Raw genomic sequence first — 22,313 nt, 5'->3', positions numbered from 1 at the left:
CTAACAGGGTTAATTGAAAGTCCCCCGAATTTCAATCAACTAAATTTTCTGAATTTGTTCTGTAGTTAAAGGACCTAATTCATAGGCACTTTCTAACAAATCCATTTTTATTTCTAAAGCTTTTTCAGACAAACCATTTGCCTTATAAATTTCAGCTAAATGATATTGTGCTTCTGGTTCAAACGTTTTATTTAAAACATGATTTTCAGAAACTTCTAAAGCTTTTTTATAAGCTCCTTTTTTATAGTGAGCCCACGCAAGTAAATCGTAAGATTGAGGTGTAGCTCTATTTTTAATTTCTCTTTCTATTAGAACTAAAGCTTCTTCTTGTTTATTTACATCTTCCAAATACAATTTAGCATTATGCTGATTGTACATTTCTCCATATAAACTATTTGAAGATGACGCTATATATTGTTGAATATTTTTATCTTTCTCAACTTCATTTCCCATAAATTCAGCAATTTCAGCTTTCAATAAAAAATAATCAGGAGATTTGTGTTGTTCCATTATAGCATCTAAAATTCTTAATGCTTCTTTCGGATTTTTCTCATAAGAATACACAATCCAAGCAATTCCTTTTTTAGCATATGCATTGTTTGGTTGTAATTCTAACGATTTTAAATAGTAATTATATGATTTTTGAATCTGGTTATTATGTCCATAAAAATCAGCCAAATTTGTATAAGACCAAATTTTCAAGTCTTTATTATTAGACATTTCTGCAAACTCAGTAGCTTTTTCCATGAAGTTAATTGCCGAAGCCAAATCTCCTTTATGGTCGCTCCATTTAGAAAGTCTAATTAAATAATCGAAATCTGAAAAGTTTTTAAATTCCGATAAATATTGTTCTGCTTGTTTGTAGTTACCTAATTCTAGGTGAACGTCAAACAACATTTTATGCGTTGCTTTTAAGTTTTCTCCATTTTTTTCGGCTTTTAGAAGTAATTCTAAAGCTTCATTAAATCTATGTTGAGAAATATAATTTCTTGTTAATGCTCTTAAATTAGCAGCATTATTATAATTTGTTTTTTTGTTAAGTTGTATTAATTTTTCTTCAGCAGTTATTAAATATTCAATACTTCCTTTTGAAGAAAACATAGCATTATTTGCTGACGCAATTTTACTTAAATAAGGATATTGTGTTGGTGATTTTTGCAATTTTGTACTCCAAAATGCTTCTTCCGTTTTTGCTAAATTATATGTATCGTTACCTTCTAATTCTAAAAATTGATTATAGTCTGTTACGTTTGTAATTTGTTTTTCTTTATCAATTGTACAGCTTAAAAACTGTATTGCAATCACTAACGTAAATATGTATTTTAATGTTTTCATTATATAAGAGTTTTTATGATTGGTTAAAAAACACTATCCAGTTCCTTTCAAAAAATATTAACCAAAATTATGAATAGGGGTAAAAGTAAACTGAGATAGTGTTCGTTTTTTTAAAATTCAGGTTTCGCACTATGAAAACAAAACCTGAATTAATCTTACCAAGGTGATGCTAAGTATGGAAATGACGTTAAAAAGGGTTTGTCATTTGCCGATACATTGTCATCTGATAAGCTCGGATTTTCTGAAAAATCCTCTCCTCCAAAAATCAATAATAATTCAACTGTAATTACATCATCTGCTAAAGCTCTTCCTGTTAATACATTTGTTCCATCATAAAATGTTGTTGTTCCATCTAAAGAAACCGTTAACACATCTGTTGCCAATACACCCGTAAAAGCTGCTGCATCTAAACCTAAAGCGTTTTCGTCTCCCATATTTGCATATGCAGGACTTAATGCTTTTAAGTTGGTTTCAAACATTGCTTGAAAACTTGCTCCTTGTTCAGAAGGAACGGTTGTATTAAACATATCTTTTTTGTCTGAATTAACAAATACTGTGTTAATTGCTGGTCTACCCATTTGATCTGCTTGTACGAAAGTACCTGAAAAATCAGTTTGCATCATTGCTGGGCTATCGTTATCATCACTACAACTTGTTAAAGCTACAGTTGAAAAGATTGATAATAGTATTAATTTAATATTTTTCATGTTATAAGTTTTTAGTAGTTAATTAATTATGATTTTACTTTAGATTCTACCCAAGTATTTATTGATCCAGAACCTCCAATTGTAGATTTAGGAACCTCAATAACTATAGACATAACATTTGAACCTGCAAAAGTATCTGAACCTGGGTTGTTAAAACTTGATGCATTACCACCAACTATTTCGCCATATTGAGCAAAATCCATAAAGAAAGGATCATCTCTTGGCCCAGCAAAAAACTTCATATCTCCAGCGTAACCAATTGCAGGAGCATTATTATAAGCACTAATATCAACACTTCCTGCTGCGCTAGAAGTTCCAATTGTACTATTTAAACCAGTAGTTCCTGGAGCAAAAGGTCCAAAGAAATACATTTTACCATCTCTAGGAATTGCTTGAATAACCAAATCCTCTACTGCATCTGCATCAGTATCAATATTAAATTCAATTAATACGTTTTCATCAAAACTTGCAGCTTCAGTTGCTGTAGGACTTAATAATCCTTGCACATTTGCTACAAACACAATATTATTAGTGTCTTCTGCTTGAAAGGCGTAAAAATCTGTAATATCACTTGATCCTCCGCTTACAGCTGGTGCATCAATGTGATCGGCGGCGTATAAAAAAAGTCCTACTGTTAGTAAAACACATCCTCCTAAAATTAATTTCATTTTTTTCATGATTTGTAAATTTTTAGTTAATTATTATTGTTCAACCATACTTACGAGAAAAAAGAAGGTGCGGTTTTATTTTTTTTGAATTTATTTTAAATTATTTTTTATAACATTGATTTTCAGTTATTTAAAAGTGAAATAAATTTTATTTTTTTAATTTTGTTTAAAGGAATTACACCTCTAATATTTGTATTTTTACAATTATTAATCACTAATTATGCTACTAAATGCTAAAAAAAATACTCAAATACTTAGGATTCCTTTTACTTCTTCTCCTTTTTATATATATAATTGGACCTAAAGCAGCCAAACCAATATTAACAACTCAAATAACAGCAAACACACAAAGTTTATTAGAAATTGAAAGTTCAATTGCTAAAGAAAACAGTAATACAAATATTAGAGAAGGAAATCATTCTAGATTAATTTGGGCAGATAGCATTCCTAAGAAAACAAAATACGCAGTAGTTTATTTGCATGGTTTTTCAGCAAGTCCAGCAGAAACAGAAGTAATCTATACTAATTTTGCTAAACGATATGGAGCAAACCTTTACGCTCCGAGGTTATACAAACATGGTCTAAAAGACAAAGAGCCTTTAATAGAATTTACTGCTGAAGGTTATTTAGAATCAGCCAAAAAAGCCATTGCAATTGGTAAACAAATGGGTGAAAAAGTGATTTTAATGTGTGTAAGTACTGGTGCAACAGCTGGTTTGTTTTTAGCTTCTGAGAACCCAGAAATTGAAGCTTTAATTTTATCGTCTCCTAATATTGATATTTATGACACCAACTCTAACTTGGTTACTAAACCTTGGGGAAAACAATTATTAGGATTAATAATGGGTGGAGATTATCAAACTTGGCAACCACCCAACGGAGCTGAAAAATACTGGTATTCAAAATACAGAATTGAAGCCATTGTTAATTTAAAAGCAATGATACAAGCAACCATGAAAAAGGAAGTTTTTCAAAAAATAAAACAACCCATTTTTATGGCGTATTATTATAAAAATGAAGAAGAACAAGACAAAACAGTTTCCGTAAAAAGAATGAAAGAAATGTTTGAACAAATTTCAACTTCAGAAGATAAAAAGTATCAAATTGCAATACCTGAAGCTAAAAATCATTCTATTGCATCACGTTTTTTTACGGAAGAATATAAAACTGTAGAAAAAGAAATTTACAAGTTTGCAGACACAATTTTAAAATTACAACCACAAAAGCATGAATAAAATATTAATAACGGGAGGAACGGGTTTAGTTGGAAAATATCTTCAAAAAAAATTAGAAGAGAAAAACTATAGTGTGGTTATTCTTACAAGAAACCCTACTTTAAAAAATGAATTTAAATGGAATATTGCAGAAGAATATATAGACGATGCAGCTTTTAAAGATATTACACATATTATTCATTTAGCTGGCGCTGGAATTGCAGATAAACGTTGGACAGATAAAAGAAAACAAGAACTCATAAATAGTAGAGTAAAATCTGCCAATCTACTGTTTAAAAAAGTAAAAGAATTAGAAATTGATTTAAAAGGCTTTATTTCTGCTTCCGGAATTGGTTATTATGGAGCAATAACTTCCGATACAATTTTTACAGAAGATGATAAACCTGAAAATGATTTCATCTCTAAAATATGTGTAAAGTGGGAAGCAGCAGCAAATCAATTTAAAAAACTAAATGTACCTGTTAGCATTTTAAGAACAGGTGTTGTTTTAGCAAAAAACGGTGGCGCTTTGCAAAAAATGAACACTCCACTGTTTCTTTCAGCTCTTGGAAACGGAAAACAATATATGCCTTGGATTCATATAGAAGACTTGTGTAACCTGTATATAAATGCAATAGAAAACACAAAATACACGGGTATTTTAAACGCTGTATCTCCTGAACATCAAACCAATAACTCTTTTACCAAAGCATTAGGAAAAAATTTAAAAAAGCCTGTTTTACCAATGAATGCTCCAAGTTTTGTGATAAAAACTGCTTTAGGAGAATTGGCATATATTTTATTAAAAGGAAGTAGAGTCTCTTCAGAAAAGGTTGAAAATCTGGGATTTAAATTCAAATTTAAAACATTAGAAAAAGCATTGAAAAATTTATAAAAAAGTTGTTGCGCAGTTTCAAAAATTTATATTTCTTTGTCGCGTTAAAAAAAAGCCGATGTAGCTCAGCTGGCTAGAGCAGCTGATTTGTAATCAGCAGGTCGTGGGTTCGAGTCCCTCCATCGGCTCTTAAATTAAAAAGACATCTTTTCAGATGTCTTTTTTTATGGTTTAAATTCACTAAATTTGTTTTCAATTATTTCATAAAATTTACAAATGAAAAACATGCTCATTATTGGTATTGCCGGAGGAACAGGAAGCGGAAAAACTACCGTTGTAAATCAAATTATAAATCAACTTCCATCAGATGAAGTTTGTGTAATATCTCAAGATTCTTATTACAAAGCAACAGATAACCTTTCTTACGACGAAAGAACAAAGATAAATTTCGACCATCCAAGAGCAATTGATTTTGAATTATTAGTTCAGCATTTATCAGCTTTAAAAAGAGAAGAAATTATTGAACAACCTGTATATTCTTTTGTAACACACAACAGAACAAAAGACACAATAAAAACACATCCAAGAAAAGTAATTATTGTTGAAGGAATTCTTATCTTTAACAGTGAAGAATTACGTAAATTATGCGACATTAAAATCTATGTGCATGCAGATGCAGATGAACGTTTAATTCGTAGAATTAGAAGAGATATTAATGAAAGAGGAAGAGATATTGATGAAGTTTTAAGCCGTTATCAAGACACCTTAAAACCAATGCACCAGCAATTTATTGAGCCAACAAAAAACTACGCAGATATTATAATACCTAATGACAGGTATAATACTGTTGCCATAGATATTGTAAGAACCGTTATTAGCGAAAGACTATAAAACATGACCTTTAAACAACTAAAACAAAAGCCTTATTTTAAAGTTATTACAAATTTTTATGTTTTAGCTTTAACTATTTTTGTTGTTTGGATGTTTTTTTTTGATGAAAATTCTTTCTTAACACATAGAGAATTCAACAAAGAAATTAACGAATTAGAAACTTCTATAGATTATTATAAGAACAGAATATCTGACGATAAATCTACCATAGAAAAACTACAAGACTCTTTATCATTAGAACGCTATGCACGTGAAAAGTATTTAATGAAAAGAGAAAATGAAGACGTTTACATAATAGAATTTGATACCATAAAAAAGTAATGAGCAGCTATTTATTTGATGAATTTAATGAAGTGACGCCCAAAGCTTGGAAGCAAAAAATTCAAGCAGATTTAAAAGGCTTAGACTATAATGAAACACTACTTTGGCATACTGATGAAGGTATAACCGTAAAACCATTCTACACCAAAGAAGATCAAACTAACACAGCTTTAAGTGTTTCTAAAAACGGATTTAAAATTTGTCAATCAATTTTTATTGATGATGAAAAAGTTGCCAATCAATTAGCTATTGATGCTTTAAAACGTGGAGCTACAGCAATTGAATTTACAGCAAACAGCTCATTTGATTACAAAACGACGCTTAAAAATATTGATCTAGCTTTTACTAAAATTTATTTCAATTTTAATTTTCTATCAGCAGAATTTACAACTGAAATTGCAGCATTTACAAATTCTAAAAACTGTTTTTACAATATTGATATTATTGGCAATTTAGCCAAAACAGGTAATTGGTTTATCAACCTAAAAGAAGATCATAAACAATTAGAGAAAATTGTTTCTAATGTAAATAATTCTCTTGCAATAAATGTTTCATTGTATCAAAATACAGGAGCAAATATTGTACAACAATTGGCGTACGCTTTAGCACATGCAAATGAATATTTAAATCATTTTGGAAAAGATGTTGCTGAGAAAATTTATTTTAAATTTTCAGTAGGAAGTAACTACTTTTTTGAAATTGCAAAACTAAGAGCTTTTAGAGTTTTGTGGACTTCACTTTTAAAAGAATACGACACTTCTAGCCAAGCACATATTTTTACACAACCAAGTTTGCGTAACAAAACTTTGTACGACTATAACGTAAATATGTTACGAACTACTTCTGAAAGCATGAGCGCAATTTTAGGAGGTTCGGACACCGTTTCTAACAATTCTTACGATTCAATCTATCATAAATCCAACGAATTTGGCGAACGTATTTCTCGTAATCAATTGTTAATTTTACAACAAGAAAGTGAACTTTCTGAAGCTCAAAATATTGCAGACGGAACGTATTATATCGAAAGTATTACAGAACAATTAGCCGAAAAAGCGTTAGAAATTTTTAAGTTGATTGAAAATGGTGGTGGATTTTTAAAACAATTGAAAGAAGGTATTATTCAGAAGAAAATTAAAGAATCTGCCGATAAAGAACAGGCAAAGTTTGATGCTGGAGAACTCGTGCTACTTGGAACAAACAAAATTAAGAACGAAGAAGACAAAATGAAAAACGATTTAGAATTGTTTCCATTTGTTAAAAAACGTTCAGAAAAAACATTAATTCAGCCACTTATTCAAAAAAGATTAGCTGAAAATTTAGAACAAGAAAGACTGAAAGATGAGTAGAAAAGACGTTTCAAATATCAGTTTAGACAAAAATAAACAAGAAAACTCTTCGTTTAAACACGAAGATTTTGTTGCTGGATTAGCGCCTAATTTACGCGGACCCTACTCAACAATGTACGTTCGTAGAGCTTGGACAATTAGGCAATATGCAGGTTTTTCTACTGCGGAAGAAAGCAACGCTTTTTATCGAAGAAATTTAGCTGCTGGTCAAAAAGGACTTTCTGTTGCGTTTGATTTAGCTACGCACAGAGGTTACGATTCTGATCATGAGCGTGTGCAAGGTGATGTTGGAAAAGCAGGAGTTGCCATTGATTCTGTGGAAGACATGAAGGTTTTATTTGACCAAATTCCGTTAGATAAAATGTCGGTTTCAATGACAATGAACGGCGCCGTTTTACCAATTTTAGCCTTTTATATTGTTGCTGCGGAAGAACAAGGAGTTGCTCCAGAATTATTAGCAGGAACCATTCAAAATGATATTTTAAAAGAGTTTATGGTGCGTAATACGTACATTTATCCACCAACTCCATCGATGAAAATTATTGCGGATATTTTTAAGTTTACTTCTGAAAATATGCCGAAATTTAATTCGATTTCTATTTCTGGTTATCACATGCAAGAAGCGGGTGCAACGCCAGAAATTGAATTAGCGTATACGTTAGCAGACGGATTAGAATATATTAGAAAAGGTATTGAAGCCGGAATGGATATTGACACCTTTGCTCCTCGCCTTTCGTTTTTCTGGGCAATTGGAATGAATCATTTTAAAGAAATTGCAAAATTACGAGCAGGTAGAATGTTATGGGCAAAAATTGTTCAAAAATTCAACCCGAAGAACCCAAAATCATTAGCTTTACGTACACATTGCCAAACAAGTGGTTGGTCTTTAACAGAACAAGATCCGTTTAACAATGTTGCTAGAACTACTATTGAAGCTATGGCAGCAGCTTTTGGCGGAACACAATCTTTGCACACAAATGCGTTGGACGAAGCTATTGCGTTACCAACCGATTTTTCTGCTAGAATTGCAAGAAACACACAAATATATTTACAAGAAGAAACTCATATTACCAAAACGGTAGATCCTTGGGCAGGAAGTTATCACGTTGAAAAACTAACGGAAGAAATTACCAACAAAGCGTGGGAATTAATTCAAGAAGTGGAAGAACTTGGCGGAATGACAAAAGCTATTGAAAAAGGAATTCCGAAAATGCGTATTGAAGAAGCCGCAGCAATAAAACAAGCAAAAATAGACAGTGGAAAGGATGTAATTGTAGGTGTAAATAAATATCAATTAAAAGAAGAAGAACCTTTACATATTTTAGAAGTTGATAACGAAGCCGTTCGTCAATCTCAAATTGATCGTTTAAATACCTTAAAAGCTGATAGAAATGCTACAGAAGTAGCAAAATCTTTGGCAGATTTAACGGAATGCGCAAAATCAAGTAACGGAAATTTATTAGATTTGGCTGTAAAAGCAGCAAGAAATAGAGCCACTTTAGGTGAAATTTCTGATGCTTTAGAAACTGTTTTTGACAGACATAAAGCAGTACATAAAACCATTTCTGGCGTGTATAGTAAAGAAATTAAAGACGATAAATTGTTTAAAAAAGCAACTGATTTAGCTGACAAATTTGCTGAATTAGAAGGTAGAAGACCTCGAATTATGATTGCCAAACTTGGGCAAGATGGTCATGATAGAGGCGCAAAAGTGGTTGCAACAGGTTATGCCGACTTAGGTTTTGACGTAGATATTGGTCCACTTTTTCAAACACCACAAGAAGCTACAAAACAAGCTATAGAAAACGATGTTCATATTCTTGGTATATCATCTTTAGCAGCTGGACATAAAACTTTAGTGCCGCAAGTGATTGCAGAACTTAAAAAATACGATCGAGAAGATATTATGGTAATTGTTGGTGGCGTTATTCCTGCTCAAGATTATCAATTTTTATTTGACGCTGGTGCCGTTGGTGTTTTTGGCCCTGGAACCAAAATTGCACAAGCTGCAATTGATATGCTTACTATATTAATTGACAGTGTTGCTGAATAATTTGGTTTGTTTCTAAATTTCTTTTTAGGTAAATTCGCTAACGACTGATATAAGTCATTAAAACGACGCATATCAGCGTTAAAGTTAGCACCAATTTAAAAAAAATGTTCGGAAAACTATTCAATAAAAAAAAGAAGGAATTAAAAGAAGTTGATGAAAGTTTTGTTTTTGACAAAGCGAAATATCATTTTGACTCAATAAACGAAGCTGAACTTGATGAAGAACAAGCTTATGTTCATACAGGTTTATTCTTTGCTTGGGTTATTAAAAACGATTTATATAGTGAATTTTTACTTGAGGAAAGTAATGATGAAATTGAAAAAACTAAATCTGAACAAATCTCGCCATCCGAATTGTATATGAATTGGGACGGAGTTTTAATCGGAGAACTTCTGAATAAAATTGGATTTAATTTTGCAATGGATTATTTTGAATTCGATAATGGAGAATATGTAAACGATTACGAAGAAACATTGAGTTCGGAAGATGACCCAGATATTTTTAGAGTACGAAATAATTGGGAAAATTATCATAAAATAGCGAAAATAATAGACAACCGATTTGAAAAGTGGAATAAAAACTGGTGCTAACAACGTGTATAAAAAATTGCTACATTAGTGCTTAAACAAAGGCAGTTGCATTTTTATCAACTTCTGAATTTCCTTCGGAAATTCCTCGCTGACAAAACCGCAACTTTCCTTATACAACAACGTTAGCGAACATTATTTTTTTTCTACCCAAACAATTCAGTTACTTCAATAGTAAAACCATCTATAAATTGTGAAGCCTTTTTAATATCGTGATGCATAACACGATCTTCTTCAACAATACTAACTTCATTTCTAAATAAACCAACTAAAGATTCTAAAAATGGAGACGTTTTTCCGTTACCAAAGCTTAATCCTTGCGAAGCTGTAAACAATTCAATTGCCAAAACAGTTTGTACATTATCAACTACCTTTTTAGCTTTGGTTGCCGCATTTGCTCCCATAGAAACATGGTCTTCTTGTCCGTTACTAGACTCTATAGAATCTACACTTGCTGGTGTTGCATATTGTTTATTTTGACTTACAATACTTGCTGCTGTGTACTGTGGAATCATAAAACCAGAATTTAAACCTGGATTGGAAACTAAAAATGGTGGTAAATGTCTGTGTCCTGAAACTAATTGATAGGTTCTTCGTTCGGAAATATTTGCCAATTCGGCCATTGCAATCGCTAAAAAATCCAACGCTAATGCTAAAGGTTGCCCATGGAAATTTCCTCCAGAAATTAACAAATCTTCCTCTACAAATACATTTGGGTTATCGGTTACCGAATTAATCTCCGTAATAAACGTCTTTTTTACAAACGCCAAAGTGTCTTTTGTTGCTCCGTGAACTTGTGGCATACAACGAAATGAATAGGGATCTTGAACGTGTTTTTTCTCTTGATTTATTAATGTGCTTTCTTCTAAAAATTCTGAGATTCTTTTAGCCGTTTTTAATTGTCCGTTATGAGGACGCACTAAATGAATTAACTCATTAAAAGGCTCAATTCTTCCATCAAAGGCTTCTAAAGATAATGTACCAATTGTATCTGCTAAATAAGATAATTTATACGCTTTTAAAAGGTTTGAAACTCCGTATGCAGACATAAATTGCGTTCCATTTAACAACGCTAAACCTTCCTTTGATTTAAATTGAATAGATTGCCAATTAAATTTATCTAATATTTCTTTTCCGCTAATTTTTTCGCCTTCAAAATACACTTCACCTAGACCTATTAATGGCAATGCTAAATGTGCCAATGGAGATAAATCTCCAGAAGCTCCTAAAGAACCTTGTGTATAGACTACAGGGAAAATATTATTATTATAAAAATCTACTAACCGATATATTATTTCTAATTGCACACCAGAATGACCATAACTTAACGATTGTATTTTTAATAACAACATCAGTTTTACAATTTCTTGTGGAACCTCATCTCCTGCCCCACAAGCATGACTCATTACTAAGTTTTCTTGTAGTTTCTGTAAGTCTTTACCATCAATTTTCACATTATACAAGGCTCCAAAACCTGTATTAATTCCATAAATAGGTTTAGAATTTTCTTGCATTTTAGCATCTAAATAAGCGCGACACTTTATAACTTTAGCAATTGAATCTTCGGATAATTGCAATTTTTTATCAGTATGCAATAAATCGTGAATTGTCTCTAAATCTAATTGTTTACTACTTATTATATGATGGTTCATTTTACGCTTATTTGGTATATCAAAAATCAGCAATCAAAATAAGGTATGCAAATTTTTAATGTATCTTTGTTCGAATTCAAAAAAACAATTCAAAAAAATGAAAAAAATATCACTTATAATTTTAGCTCTAATTACTATAGTTTCTTGTACTAAAGAGCACTCTAAAGACTTTTTAACTTTTCAAGGAACCTTAGAGAATAATACCGATTCTATTTTAACTATTTCTGGACAAGGTTTTAATAAAACTATTAAAATTAATGCTGATGGGAGTTTTAAAGATACCATAAAGGTTGAAAAAAAGGACATTTACTCAATGCAAACCAACACTGGTAAACGTGGTTTTATTCATTTAGCAAACGGTTATAATTTAACCCTAACTGGAGATTCTGATGATTTTTTAAACAGTTTTAAATATACTGGTAAAGGTGCTGACGGAAACAATTTTGGAATTGCCCAAGTATTATTTAGTAGAGAAAACGGAAATCCGATGGAGTATTTTGCTTTAGAAAAAGATGCTTTTGACGCTAAAATTTCTTCAATTAAAGAAGGCATGGAAAAATTATACAGCAAATATAAAAATGCTGATACTTCTATGGTAAATAAAGTGAAAAGTCAAAATAAACAAATGTTCGACTTTTTAGAAAAAGGATATGAAAAACAACATCCTATTGCTAAACAGCGTGCAGAAATTATGGCTTTAGTTGCAAAAGGAAAACCTTCTCCTAAATTTGTAAATTATGAAAACTACAAAGGCGGAACAACTTCTTTAGATGACTTAAAAGGAAAGTTTGTGTATATCGATTTATGGGCTACTTGGTGTGGACCTTGTATTAGAGAGATTCCTGCTTTACAAAAATTAGAAGCTGAATATCATAATAAAAATGTAGCTTTTGTAAGTATTTCTTCTGATAGTGACAGAAGAAGCCAAGGTTCTTGGGAAAAAGCAAATACAAAGTGGAAAAACTTTGTTGCTAAAAAAGAACTTACAGGCATTCAATTATGGGCTGGAAAAGACATTAGCTTTATGAGAGATTATCAAGTAAATAGTATACCTCGTTTTATCTTAATTGACCCACAAGGTAACATTGTAGACAATAACGCTCCAAGACCTTCTGATCCACAATTAAAGAAGTTATTTACTGAATTAGGAGTTTAGTTTTAGTTAGCTCTTAGCGAAAATAAAAAAGGATGCGATGTTTAAAAACATCGCATCCTTTTTTATTTAATTTATTTTGGGTTTCCTAGCTAATATAATTAGCAATTGTAAATGGTAATCCCATGAATAAAATATACGCAAACAATACAATTAAACTAGACATTGTAATAGTCTCAAATTTATTATTTGTCTTTCCAAAAACCTTGTACATTAAAAATATCATGTATATGAAAACCAAAAAATTGAATACAATAATTTCACCTCTATAAAATATTCTAACAATAATAGCAACTAATGTTGCATGACCTACTATAAAAGAATTAATAGCTAGATGTTCAAAAAAATTGAATCTCTTGAAAAATAATTTTGAAAATACACTTAAAAAAACAGCTTGTAATAACCAGAAATACTTTAGCTTTTCTATAAGAAACCCTCCCGTTTTATACCCCATTTGTTGAAACCTACCAAGTTCGCCTTGTTCTCCAAGTTTCCCTAAACCAACTTTCAACTCACTTGGAGCTTTTTTAAGAAGAGATGTAATAATTATATAAACAGAAATAGTAACAATTGCATAACTAATAGGACTAAGAATATACTTTCTTTTACCTTTAATATATTGAAGTATTGTTTTTTGAGGATACAATGTTAAATTTTTAATATTGAATAACAAACCTTTATCCATATTAACAAATCCAGAAAAAACACTTTCTATCATTGAACCAAAAGTAATGCGTTCAATGTCTTTCTTTTCACCACAAGAAGGGCAAAATTGCCCTTCAAAATTAGTTTTACAGTTAATGCAAGCCATATTTATGTGTGAATTCTTTATTCTTTATAAACACCCATATCTGCGTATTTATCCATACGTTTTGCAACTAAATCTATTGAAGATAAATCTTTTAATTCTCCAAAAGCATTTACAATTTGCTCTTGTACAGCTTTAAAAGCGCCTTCTCTATCTCTATGTGCTCCACCAATTGGTTCTTTAATAATACCATCAATAAGCTTCATTTTCTTCATGTCTTCACCTGTAAGCTTTAAAGCTTCAGCTGCTTGTTCTTTATACTCCCAACTACGCCATAAAATTGAAGAACAAGATTCTGGAGAAATTACTGTATACCATGTGTTTTCCATCATGTATACTTTATCTCCAACACCTATTCCTAACGCTCCACCAGAAGCTCCTTCACCAATAACAATTGTTATAATTGGCGTTTTTAAACGAGTCATTTCAAGAATATTTCTTGCAATTGCTTCTCCTTGTCCACGCTCTTCTGCTTCTAAACCTGGATATGCACCTGGAGTGTCTAATAAAGTAACAACAGGAATTCCAAATTTCTCTGCCATTTTCATTAAACGTAAAGCTTTTCTATACCCTTCTGGGTTTGCCATACCAAAGTTTCGGTATTGACGCGTTTTGGTGTTATATCCTTTTTGTTGCCCAATAAACATATAACTTTGGTCGCCAATTTTACCTAAACCACCAATCATAGCTTTATCATCTTTTACGTTTCGGTCTCCATGAAGCTCCATAAAAGTATCTCCGCAAATTGCGTTGATATAATCTAAAGTATACGGTCTGTTTGGATGACGTGATAATTGCACACGTTGCCAAGCAGTAATATTTTTATATATGTCTTTTTTTGCTTTCTCTAATTTCTTTTCAATCTTTTTACATGTAGCTGTTACGTCTACTTCGCTTTCTTCTCCAATCGCGTAACACTTTACTAATTGATCTTCCAATTCTTTTATTGGTAATTCAAAATCTAAATATTCCATTATGATTGATTATGGTTGTTTGTATCAGCAAACATACTATAAAATTTTAGTTGAATTGTATAATACGTTAACTTTTTACAAACAGTTATTGTTTGTTTTTCTTAATAAACTTCGATTTATTCTTCAATATACCATTAATTAAAACGGTAGACAAAACTATTAATGCTCCGTAATAAAAAGCTGGATTCATTTGTTCTGTTTCTCCAAAAATCAATAATGCTAATACAATAGCGTAAATTGGCTCTAAGTTAATAGTTAACATTACTGTATATGGCGTTATATATTTCATTACATGTACAGAAGCTATAAAAGCGTAGGCTGTACAAAAACTACTTAAAATTAAAAGATACACCCAGTCTGTTGTTTGTAATTGAAAAAACTCAGCTGTAAAACTTTGTGTAAAGAACAGAAATACGGTTATACCTAATACACCAAATAAAAGTTGATAAAACGATATAACTTCTGGCTTATACTCTTTAACGAATAAACCGTTTAACACTGAAAACAATGCTGATAAAAAGGAAGAAATTAACGCATAAATTATTCCTTCAACATACCTGCTTTCAAAATTAAAGATAATATAAAGTCCAAATATTACCAACAAACCAAGTAGAATTTCAACTAACTTAAGTTTTCTTTTAAAGAAAATAGGTTCTAATAATGAGGTGAAAAAAGCTCCAGTACTCATCATTACTAGAGCAACCGATACGTTAGAAACTTTTATAGCTTTAAAAAAAGTTACCCAATGTAAGGCTATTATTATTCCAGTTAGGAAAAATTTTAACAATCCTTTTTTATCCGCTTTAAATTTCTTCTTGGTTACTAAAAAGTATCCTAGAATAAAAACAACAGCCAATCCCATTCGATACCAAACTAACGGAATTGCATCAATAGAAATTAGTTTTCCAAGTATTGCGGTAAATCCCCAAATGAAAACTATAAAGTGTAAGTGAAGATAATTTTTTAATTTATTTTCTAGCATTTAAATAAAGATAAACTGCATAGGCACCAAAAATTATATTTGGCATCCAAACATTTAATAATGGATCTGCTCCTGCTACTGCTCCTAAAACCTCTGCAACTTTTAAAAAGAATACATAAATAAACATAACAGCTACACCTAAAGCTAAATTAATTCCCGTTCCGCCTCGACGTTTTCTTTGTGCCAATGCTACTGCAATTAATGTTAAAACATACGTTGCCATTGGTAAACTTGTTCTTTTATAAAGTTCAACCAAATAAGCATTTAAGTTTTTAATACCTCTTTTTTTAGATAGATCAATAAATGAAATTAAATCATTAGACGGCATTTCTTGTGCTAAAGCAGCTTTGTAATCGAAGTCTTTGGGTGTAAATGCAAAAACGGTATCTAGACTATTCCCAGAAAAAATACTATCTCGTTTACTAAAGACTTTTCTTTCTTTCCAATTGTATAATTTAAAGGTTGAGTCTTTTTTATTCCAGTTTATTCTGTCTGCAGTTAACCTTGTTTTTAGTTCTAAACCGTGATAGGTTTCTGTTGAAAAATTATAACCAGAATTTCTTTCTAAATCAAAGTTTTGAAGAAAAATGTAGGTGCTATCGTTTAGTTGCAAGCTAAAATCTCTAACGGATTTATCTTTATAATTTTGTTTCTTTATATACGTATTTTCAAATTCTTTTCTAATTTTATTACTATTTGGCACTACAAAATGATTCATTGCCAAAGCAACCACCGCAACAATAGTTGCGCCTATAAAATAAGGATATAGAAAACGTTTAAAAGAAATTTGAGCACTATTAATAGCTATTATTTCAGTATTATTTGCCAATCTAGAAGTAAATAAGATTACAGCAATAAATAGCGCCAATGGCATAAATGTGTTGGCATAATAGATGATGAAATTTTTGTAATACTCATCTACAATTTGAAAAAATGTTAAGTTTTCGTGACGTAAAAACTTATCAATTTTTTCAGAAATATCAATAGCAACTGCAATTGGTATTAGAATTAACAAGGTAAACAAAAATGTTACCAAGAATCTTTTTAATATGTACCAATCTAGAATTTTCAATTTATATAAATCTATTTTTTTGATTCCTGCTTCCACAGAAATAATAACAATTATTACAAACGATTGTCCATTTGTTTTACCATTTTATCTTTCCACTCTCTGAAATCTCCTGCAATAATGTGCTTTCTTGCTTCACGCGTTAACCAAACATAAAATCCTAAATTATGAATAGAAGCTATTTGCTTTCCTAACATTTCTTTAGCAACAAATAAATGACGTAAATAGGCTTTAGAGTACATTGTATCTACCCAAGTAATTCCCATATCATCAATTGGAGAAAAATCTTGTTCCCACTTTTTATTTTTAATGTTGATAGAACCATGTGCAGTAAATAACATTCCGTTTCTAGCATTACGTGTTGGCATAACACAGTCAAACATATCAATACCTAAAGCAATGTTTTCTAAAATATTAATTGGCGTACCAACACCCATTAAGTAACGTGGTTTATCTTCTGGTAAAATTTCTGTTACAACTTCAGTCATTGCATACATTTCTTCTGCTGGCTCACCAACAGAAAGTCCTCCAATTGCATTTGCTTGCTGACCAGAATTTGCTATATATTCTGCAGATTGTCTTCGTAAATCTTTATAAGTACTTCCTTGCACAATTGGCATAAAAGTTTGCTCATAACCATATTTAAAAGGCAATTTTTCTAAATGATTTATACATCTATCCAACCATCTATGTGTCATGTGCATTGATCGTTTTGCGTAATTATAATCGCAAGGATATGGTGTACATTCATCAAATGCCATAATAATATCGGCACCAATTGTACGTTGGGTTTCCATTACATTTTCAGGTGAAAAAAAATGTGTAGAACCGTCAATATGACTTTTAAACTTTACTCCTTCTTCTTTTATTTTTCTTCTTCCTGAAAGAGAATATACTTGATAACCACCAGAATCGGTTAAGATATTTCGATCCCAATTCATAAATTTATGCAAACCTCCGGCTGCTTCCAAAACTTCTAATTTTGGACGCAAGAATAAATGATAGGTATTTCCTAAAATTATATCTGGATTTATTTGGTCTTTTAATTCTGATTGATGAACGCCCTTTACTGTACCAACTGTACCAACTGGCATAAAAATAGGAGTTTCTATTGTACCGTGATCTGTTGTTATTGTTCCAGCTCTAGCTTTACTTTTTTGGTCTGTGGTGTGTAAGTCAAATTTCATTGTTGGCAAAGATAGTATTATTTAAAGATTGAAAAATTAAAAGACTCTTAAAAATAGAAGCTTTTAACAGCTCTTATAGAAGTATTTAAAAATTGATATTGCTAATAGTTTGCAAAAATGTGCGTTAAGGATTGCAACGGAAATCCTTTTTATGAGGAACGAAGAAAAAGATTGAAGTGAAAAGCCTGACCTGAAAGGTAACGCCCAAATGCTACCAGCGTTTCTTTTTTGATGAAAAACTTGAATTATTCCTCTTACTTTTGGGCGATGATTTTCTAAAAGAGGCACTTTTTTTATTGAAATCGTTTTTTGTTGGCACTGCTTTTTTCTTTGAAACTTTCTTCTTCGGTTTTTCTTTAACAAGTGAGGCTTCTTCGGTTTTTGATGAAAAAGAAATCATTTTATTGATTTCTTGCATTTCTTCTTCTGTTAACTCTCGCCAATCTCCAGCTTGTAGATAGCCAAGTTCTACATTCATAATTCTTGTTCGCTTTAACTTAATTACTTCGTAATCTAAGTGCTCACACATTCTACGAATTTGTCTATTTAAGCCTTGGGTTAAAATGATTTTAAAGATTTTATCGCTTACTTTTTCAACCAAACACTTTTTAGTTACAGTTCCTAAAATTGGAATTCCATTTCCCATTTTTTGGATAAAATCGTCTGTTATTTTTTTATCTACAGTAACAAAGTATTCTTTTTCATGGTTATTGCCCGCTCGTAAAATTTTATTAACGATATCTCCGTCATTGGTTAGGAAAATTAATCCTTCAGACGGCTTATCTAAACGTCCGATTGGGAAAAGTCTTTCTGGATAATTTACATGAGAAACAATGTTTTTTGGTTCTCTTTCGTCTGTAGTTGAAACAATACCAACGGGTTTATTTAAAGCAATGTAAAGCGTGTTGTTTTTTGGTTTTACAAGTCTTCCATCTAGTTTTACAACATCTTTTTTACCTACTCTATTACCTAATTGAGTTGGTTTGCCATTTATTGTAACTCTGCCTTCATTAATAAATTTTTCTGCTTCTCTACGAGAACAAATCCCTGAAGAGCTTATATATTTATTAAGGTTTATAGATTTTTGATTGTTGTTTTCCATTGCTGCAAATGTATAAAAAAGAAAAAAGCTTAAAACAAATGTTTTAAGCTTTTGCGGAGAGTAAGGGATTCGAACCCCTGGACCTGTTACAGTCAACAGTTTTCAAGACTGCCGCATTCGACCACTCTGCCAACTCTCCAAAGTGCCTCATCAGATATTCTCTGATTGCGGGTGCAAATATAATACGCTTTTTTGTTTCTAGAAACATTTTTTGATATTTTTTTTTACATTTTTTTTACCAATAGAACTTCTTCTAATAAACTTAAAATCTTAAATTCGTGCTTTAAAATTTATACTATGTTTAATTCTTTTGGAAATTTATTACGCCTCACCTCTTTTGGAGAGTCTCACGGAACCGCAATTGGCGGTGTTATTGATGGTTTCCCTGCGGGATTAAAGGTTGATCTCGAAGCTATTCAACAAGAACTAGATAGACGTAAACCTGGACAATCTAAAATTGTTACGCAACGTAAAGAACCAGATACTGTTGAGTTTTTATCGGGTATTTTTGAAGGAAAAACCACTGGAACTTCTATTGGGTTTATGATTAAGAATACCAATCAGAAAAGTAAAGACTACAATCATAACACCAATATTTATAGACCATCTCATGCAGATTACACCTATGACAAAAAATACGGAGTTAGAGATTATCGTGGTGGTGGACGAAGTTCTGCACGTGAAACTGCCAATTGGGTAGTTGCTGGTGCATTGGCAAAACAATTAATTGCTCACATTAACATTAATGCATTCACATCTTCTGTTGGAGATATTTTTATAGACAAACCGTATCAAGATTTAGATTTTTCTAAAACAGAAAGTAACGCTGTTCGTTGCCCAGACACAGTTTCCGCAGAAAAAATGATTGCTAAAATTACTGAAATTAAAAAAGCTGGAGATACTATTGGAGGAACCGTAACCTGCGTTATAAAAAATGTACCTGTTGGTTTGGGAGAACCTATTTTTAATAAACTACATGCAGAATTAGGAAAAGCAATGCTTTCTATAAATGCTGTTAAAGGTTTTGAATTTGGAAGTGGATTTTGCGGTGCAAAAATGCAAGGTTCTGAACACAATGATATTTTTAACGAAGACGGAACTACACAATCTAATTTGTCTGGTGGAATACAAGGAGGAATTAGCAACGGAATGGATATCTATTTTAGAGTTGCTTTTAAACCAGTAGCAACCATTATGCAAAATCAGCAAACAATTAACTCTGAAGGAGAATTGACAGAAATTCACGGAAAAGGAAGACACGATCCTTGTGTTGTTCCAAGAGCTGTACCAATTGTTGAAGCTTTAGCTGCTTTAGTTTTAGCTGACTTTTGGTTATTGAATAGAACAAGAACTGTTTAATTATCTTTCATATTTAACGAATCATAAAAAAACCGAAACTATTAAGTTTCGGTTTTTCCATTTTTATAAATACTTTTTTAAGTAGCAGGCTTATATTCCTTCTTATCGATTACCATTTTTGCGAATAGAAAAAAACTATTTTCGCAAAAAACGCTAATCAATAAAGCTAAGTCGCTGGTTTATACTCCTTCTTATCAATTACCATTTTTGCGATAATTTCTTTCAAAATTTCAGAAGTTCCACCACCAATTGGCCCTAAACGGCTATCACGTAATAAACGTGCCATTGGATATTCTTCCATATAACCATAACCTCCCAATAATTGTAAGGCTTCATAAATTACTTCGTCTGCCATTTTGGTTGATAATAATTTAGACATACTTGCTTCTTTAACTACGTAAACTCCATCATTTAAACGCTTAGCAATTGAGTAATTGTATTCTCTACACATATCTACTCTACTTGCCATTTCAGCAATTTTATGACGTAATACCTGAAACCTATCTAAAGACTTACCAAAAGCAACACGTTCTTCCATATATTTTACAGCATATTCTACTGCGTAATCTGCTCTTGCATGAGCGTTAATCCCCATAACTAAACGCTCTAAAGCAAAGTGTTGCATAACATAAGGAAATCCTTTTCCTTCTTCTCCCATTAAATTTTCAGCAGGAATAACAACATTGTCAAATGCTATTTCTGCGGTGTCGGACGCTCGCCAACCTAACTTATCTAATTTGGTAGATGAAATTCCTGGAGTATCTCTATCAACCACAAAAATGCTCATTCCCTTGTACTTATCTTCTGGATTTGTTTTGGCTACAACCACTAAATAATCAGAATAGACTCCATTTGTAATAAACGTTTTAGATCCGTTTAACACATAAGTATCTCCTTTTTTAATTGCTGTTGTACGCATTCCTGCAACATCTGACCCTCCAAAAGGTTCTGTAATACACAGACAACCTATTTTATCTCCTTCAATACTTGGCGTTAAATATTCTCTTTTAATACGATCATCTCCTTCTTTGTTCAAGTGTGTCATGGCTAAGTATCCATGCGCCCACATGTTGGCTGCGAATCCACCAGAGTTTACTTTTTGTAATTCTTCTAAAAAGATTACCGTATAAAATAAATCTAAGTTCATTCCACCATATTCTTCTGGTTGATTTATTCCGAAGTAACCCATTTCACCGAATTTCTTCCAAATAAAACGCTCTACGGTTCCTGTTTTTTCCCATTTATCAATATGCGGAACTACCTCTTTCTGTAAAAATTCCCGAAAACTTAGTCTAAAAGATTCGTGTTCTTCTGTAAAGTACATATGTATATTTTTAGTTGTTTGTTACTGTTTATTTAGCAGTCAAATATACAATTATTCTATCGTATTTTTCCATCGGAAAACCTTCGATGTTTTTTAATTCTGATATATCTTGAAGTTCTGCGACTTCGTCTCTAAATTCAAAGATTTTCTTACATAACTCATAATCAATTCCTGGAATTTTAAGCAGCTCTTTAAACGTTGCGCTGTTTACGTTTAGTTTTATAATTTCTTTTTTAGTGTTTGATGCTTTTTCAAAATCATCTTCTTTAAAAACCTTTTCAATAGGATTTAGCTTTTTAAATGTAGTTCTTTTACTTTTTGAAGTTACCCAATCTGGAAATTTAAAAAACGGTGATATTGTTTGTAATAAACTGTCTGATATTTTTGTTAATTGCTGAAATTCTTTAGTTGAATTTACAAATTTATCTTGTTTTCTGAATTGATGTAGTCTATCAATTTCCACTAAAGACATTCCGAGTTGTTCACCTTTATAATCGGTTATAAAGTTTGGATTGAATGGATATGTTTTTGGTTTTCTCCTTTCAATTTCAATAGCTTTTAAGCTATCAATTTGATTTTGAAATACAAGTAATTCTGAAGTGTTTACATCATGTATTTCTTCAGAAGAAAAATCAACAAATACATATGTTAATTGAAGAACAACAATAAGTATTATTAAAAAGAAAATCCCATTTCTTTGGCTTTTGTTATACCAGAAATGGGATTTAAATATGTTCATAAAATAT

Annotated in this window: 21 protein-coding genes and 2 tRNA genes; 10 read left to right on the top strand and 13 right to left on the bottom strand. The window is 31.3% G+C overall.

Translation table 11 applies throughout. The annotated features are described in order from the left end of the window. Positions 1-39: 39 nt before the first annotated feature. The 3 genes from LPB136_RS01200 to LPB136_RS14175 all read right to left on the bottom strand — a co-directional run bounded on the left by LPB136_RS01200 (position 40) and on the right by LPB136_RS14175 (position 2,719). Complete coding sequence (locus LPB136_RS01200; RefSeq protein ID WP_072554387.1) at positions 40-1,335, bottom strand: tetratricopeptide repeat protein; 1,296 nt, start codon at positions 1,333-1,335, stop codon at positions 40-42. Positions 1,336-1,490: 155 nt separating this feature from the next. Beyond that, positions 1,491-2,042: a DUF4331 family protein gene (locus LPB136_RS14180; RefSeq protein WP_072554386.1), complete on the bottom strand. Its 552-nt coding sequence runs from the start codon at positions 2,040-2,042 to the stop codon at positions 1,491-1,493. Between the two features lie 26 nt (positions 2,043-2,068). Beyond that, positions 2,069-2,719 carry a DUF4331 family protein gene (locus LPB136_RS14175; RefSeq protein ID WP_072554385.1) on the bottom strand — a complete coding sequence of 217 codons (651 nt, stop codon included), beginning with the start codon at positions 2,717-2,719 and terminating at the stop codon, positions 2,069-2,071. A gap of 221 nt (positions 2,720-2,940) precedes the next feature. On the opposite strand from LPB136_RS14175, the gene LPB136_RS01185 reads away from it, so the two are divergent. The 8 genes from LPB136_RS01185 (at position 2,941) to LPB136_RS01150 (ending at position 9,960) form a co-directional block, all read left to right on the top strand. Then, complete coding sequence (locus LPB136_RS01185) at positions 2,941-3,945, top strand: alpha/beta hydrolase (RefSeq protein ID WP_072554384.1); 1,005 nt, start codon at positions 2,941-2,943, stop codon at positions 3,943-3,945. Continuing rightward, on the top strand, positions 3,938-4,819 hold the full coding sequence (locus tag LPB136_RS01180) for a TIGR01777 family oxidoreductase (RefSeq protein WP_072554383.1): 882 nt from the start codon (positions 3,938-3,940) through the stop codon (positions 4,817-4,819). The genes LPB136_RS01185 and LPB136_RS01180 overlap by 8 nt, the downstream gene beginning before the upstream one ends. 54 nt (positions 4,820-4,873) lie before the next feature. After that, a tRNA-Thr gene (locus tag LPB136_RS01175) sits at positions 4,874-4,947 on the top strand. Positions 4,948-5,044: 97 nt separating this feature from the next. Continuing rightward, positions 5,045-5,650: a uridine kinase gene (gene udk / locus LPB136_RS01170; protein ID WP_072556867.1), complete on the top strand. Its 606-nt coding sequence runs from the start codon at positions 5,045-5,047 to the stop codon at positions 5,648-5,650. 3 nt (positions 5,651-5,653) lie between these two features. Next, positions 5,654-5,971 (top strand): FtsB family cell division protein, encoded by a 318-nt coding sequence (locus LPB136_RS01165; RefSeq protein ID WP_072554382.1) that lies wholly within the window; start codon positions 5,654-5,656, stop codon positions 5,969-5,971. Next, on the top strand, positions 5,971-7,317 hold the full coding sequence (locus LPB136_RS01160; protein WP_072554381.1) for a methylmalonyl-CoA mutase subunit beta: 1,347 nt from the start codon (positions 5,971-5,973) through the stop codon (positions 7,315-7,317). The genes LPB136_RS01165 and LPB136_RS01160 overlap by 1 nt, the downstream gene beginning before the upstream one ends. Beyond that, positions 7,310-9,370 carry a methylmalonyl-CoA mutase gene (gene scpA / locus LPB136_RS01155; RefSeq protein WP_072554380.1) on the top strand — a complete coding sequence of 687 codons (2,061 nt, stop codon included), beginning with the start codon at positions 7,310-7,312 and terminating at the stop codon, positions 9,368-9,370. The genes LPB136_RS01160 and scpA overlap by 8 nt, the downstream gene beginning before the upstream one ends. Positions 9,371-9,474: 104 nt before the next feature. After that, positions 9,475-9,960, top strand: a complete 486-nt coding sequence (locus tag LPB136_RS01150; protein WP_072554379.1) for a DUF7832 domain-containing protein — start codon at positions 9,475-9,477, stop codon at positions 9,958-9,960. Between the two features lie 143 nt (positions 9,961-10,103). Here the strand turns inward: LPB136_RS01150 and hutH are convergent, their stop codons facing one another. Beyond that, on the bottom strand, positions 10,104-11,609 hold the full coding sequence (gene hutH, locus LPB136_RS01145) for a histidine ammonia-lyase (protein WP_072554378.1): 1,506 nt from the start codon (positions 11,607-11,609) through the stop codon (positions 10,104-10,106). Between the two features lie 97 nt (positions 11,610-11,706). Between hutH and LPB136_RS01140 the strand changes: the two genes are divergently transcribed. Continuing rightward, on the top strand, positions 11,707-12,765 hold the full coding sequence (locus LPB136_RS01140) for a TlpA family protein disulfide reductase (protein ID WP_072554377.1): 1,059 nt from the start codon (positions 11,707-11,709) through the stop codon (positions 12,763-12,765). 85 nt (positions 12,766-12,850) lie between these two features. Here the strand turns inward: LPB136_RS01140 and LPB136_RS01135 are convergent, their stop codons facing one another. The 7 genes from LPB136_RS01135 to LPB136_RS01105 form a co-directional block, all read right to left on the bottom strand. Then, positions 12,851-13,573, bottom strand: a complete 723-nt coding sequence (locus LPB136_RS01135; RefSeq protein ID WP_072554376.1) for a DUF3667 domain-containing protein — start codon at positions 13,571-13,573, stop codon at positions 12,851-12,853. 17 nt (positions 13,574-13,590) lie between these two features. Then, on the bottom strand, positions 13,591-14,544 hold the full coding sequence (locus LPB136_RS01130) for an acetyl-CoA carboxylase carboxyltransferase subunit alpha (RefSeq protein WP_072554375.1): 954 nt from the start codon (positions 14,542-14,544) through the stop codon (positions 13,591-13,593). 85 nt (positions 14,545-14,629) lie between these two features. Further along, positions 14,630-15,526 carry a DMT family transporter gene (locus LPB136_RS01125; RefSeq protein WP_072554374.1) on the bottom strand — a complete coding sequence of 299 codons (897 nt, stop codon included), beginning with the start codon at positions 15,524-15,526 and terminating at the stop codon, positions 14,630-14,632. After that, positions 15,513-16,598 (bottom strand): LptF/LptG family permease, encoded by a 1,086-nt coding sequence (locus tag LPB136_RS01120; protein WP_072556866.1) that lies wholly within the window; start codon positions 16,596-16,598, stop codon positions 15,513-15,515. The genes LPB136_RS01125 and LPB136_RS01120 overlap by 14 nt, the downstream gene beginning before the upstream one ends. 53 nt (positions 16,599-16,651) lie before the next feature. Beyond that, complete coding sequence (gene tgt / locus LPB136_RS01115; protein ID WP_072554373.1) at positions 16,652-17,782, bottom strand: tRNA guanosine(34) transglycosylase Tgt; 1,131 nt, start codon at positions 17,780-17,782, stop codon at positions 16,652-16,654. Positions 17,783-17,993: 211 nt separating this feature from the next. After that, positions 17,994-18,884, bottom strand: a complete 891-nt coding sequence (gene rluF, locus LPB136_RS01110) for a 23S rRNA pseudouridine(2604) synthase RluF (RefSeq protein WP_072554372.1) — start codon at positions 18,882-18,884, stop codon at positions 17,994-17,996. 54 nt (positions 18,885-18,938) lie between these two features. Further along, positions 18,939-19,023, bottom strand: a tRNA-Ser gene (locus tag LPB136_RS01105). A gap of 158 nt (positions 19,024-19,181) precedes the next feature. On the opposite strand from LPB136_RS01105, the gene aroC reads away from it, so the two are divergent. Continuing rightward, positions 19,182-20,243, top strand: a complete 1,062-nt coding sequence (aroC, locus tag LPB136_RS01100) for a chorismate synthase (RefSeq protein ID WP_072554371.1) — start codon at positions 19,182-19,184, stop codon at positions 20,241-20,243. Positions 20,244-20,409: 166 nt separating this feature from the next. Here the strand turns inward: aroC and LPB136_RS01095 are convergent, their stop codons facing one another. Then, complete coding sequence (locus LPB136_RS01095) at positions 20,410-21,567, bottom strand: acyl-CoA dehydrogenase family protein (RefSeq protein ID WP_072554370.1); 1,158 nt, start codon at positions 21,565-21,567, stop codon at positions 20,410-20,412. A 28-nt stretch (positions 21,568-21,595) separates the two neighbouring features. Continuing rightward, the gene (locus LPB136_RS01090) at positions 21,596-22,306 is read right to left on the bottom strand and encodes a ComEA family DNA-binding protein (RefSeq protein ID WP_072554369.1); all 711 of its coding nucleotides are present in this window, start codon (positions 22,304-22,306) and stop codon (positions 21,596-21,598) included. Positions 22,307-22,313 lie beyond the last annotated feature (7 nt).

Source organism: Tenacibaculum todarodis, from assembly GCF_001889045.1.
Classification (GTDB): Bacteria; Bacteroidota; Bacteroidia; order Flavobacteriales; family Flavobacteriaceae; genus Polaribacter; species Polaribacter todarodis.
The sequence above is the reverse complement of the archived record's forward strand: the minus strand, read 5'-3'. Positions and strand labels throughout refer to the sequence as shown.

Bases quoted from the DNA above. Each gene is read 5' to 3' on its own strand.
- LPB136_RS14180 (WP_072554386.1), bottom strand. From the start codon at position 2,042: ATGAAAAATATTAAATTAATACTATTATCAATCTTTTCAACTGTAGCT.
- LPB136_RS01130 (WP_072554375.1), bottom strand. From the start codon at position 14,544: ATGGAATATTTAGATTTTGAATTACCAATAAAAGAATTGGAAGATCAA.
- LPB136_RS14175 (WP_072554385.1), bottom strand. From the start codon at position 2,719: ATGAAAAAAATGAAATTAATTTTAGGAGGATGTGTTTTACTAACAGTA.
- LPB136_RS01125 (WP_072554374.1), bottom strand. From the start codon at position 15,526: ATGCTAGAAAATAAATTAAAAAATTATCTTCACTTACACTTTATAGTT.
- LPB136_RS01185 (WP_072554384.1), top strand. From the start codon at position 2,941: ATGCTAAAAAAAATACTCAAATACTTAGGATTCCTTTTACTTCTTCTC.
- LPB136_RS01135 (WP_072554376.1), bottom strand. From the start codon at position 13,573: ATGGCTTGCATTAACTGTAAAACTAATTTTGAAGGGCAATTTTGCCCT.
- LPB136_RS01160 (WP_072554381.1), top strand. From the start codon at position 5,971: ATGAGCAGCTATTTATTTGATGAATTTAATGAAGTGACGCCCAAAGCT.
- LPB136_RS01095 (WP_072554370.1), bottom strand. From the start codon at position 21,567: ATGTACTTTACAGAAGAACACGAATCTTTTAGACTAAGTTTTCGGGAA.
- scpA (WP_072554380.1), top strand. From the start codon at position 7,310: ATGAGTAGAAAAGACGTTTCAAATATCAGTTTAGACAAAAATAAACAA.
- hutH (WP_072554378.1), bottom strand. From the start codon at position 11,609: ATGAACCATCATATAATAAGTAGTAAACAATTAGATTTAGAGACAATT.
- LPB136_RS01140 (WP_072554377.1), top strand. From the start codon at position 11,707: ATGAAAAAAATATCACTTATAATTTTAGCTCTAATTACTATAGTTTCT.
- LPB136_RS01200 (WP_072554387.1), bottom strand. From the start codon at position 1,335: ATGAAAACATTAAAATACATATTTACGTTAGTGATTGCAATACAGTTT.
- udk (WP_072556867.1), top strand. From the start codon at position 5,045: ATGCTCATTATTGGTATTGCCGGAGGAACAGGAAGCGGAAAAACTACC.
- aroC (WP_072554371.1), top strand. From the start codon at position 19,182: ATGTTTAATTCTTTTGGAAATTTATTACGCCTCACCTCTTTTGGAGAG.
- LPB136_RS01150 (WP_072554379.1), top strand. From the start codon at position 9,475: ATGTTCGGAAAACTATTCAATAAAAAAAAGAAGGAATTAAAAGAAGTT.
- rluF (WP_072554372.1), bottom strand. From the start codon at position 18,884: ATGGAAAACAACAATCAAAAATCTATAAACCTTAATAAATATATAAGC.
- LPB136_RS01090 (WP_072554369.1), bottom strand. From the start codon at position 22,306: ATGAACATATTTAAATCCCATTTCTGGTATAACAAAAGCCAAAGAAAT.
- LPB136_RS01165 (WP_072554382.1), top strand. From the start codon at position 5,654: ATGACCTTTAAACAACTAAAACAAAAGCCTTATTTTAAAGTTATTACA.
- LPB136_RS01180 (WP_072554383.1), top strand. From the start codon at position 3,938: ATGAATAAAATATTAATAACGGGAGGAACGGGTTTAGTTGGAAAATAT.
- tgt (WP_072554373.1), bottom strand. From the start codon at position 17,782: ATGAAATTTGACTTACACACCACAGACCAAAAAAGTAAAGCTAGAGCT.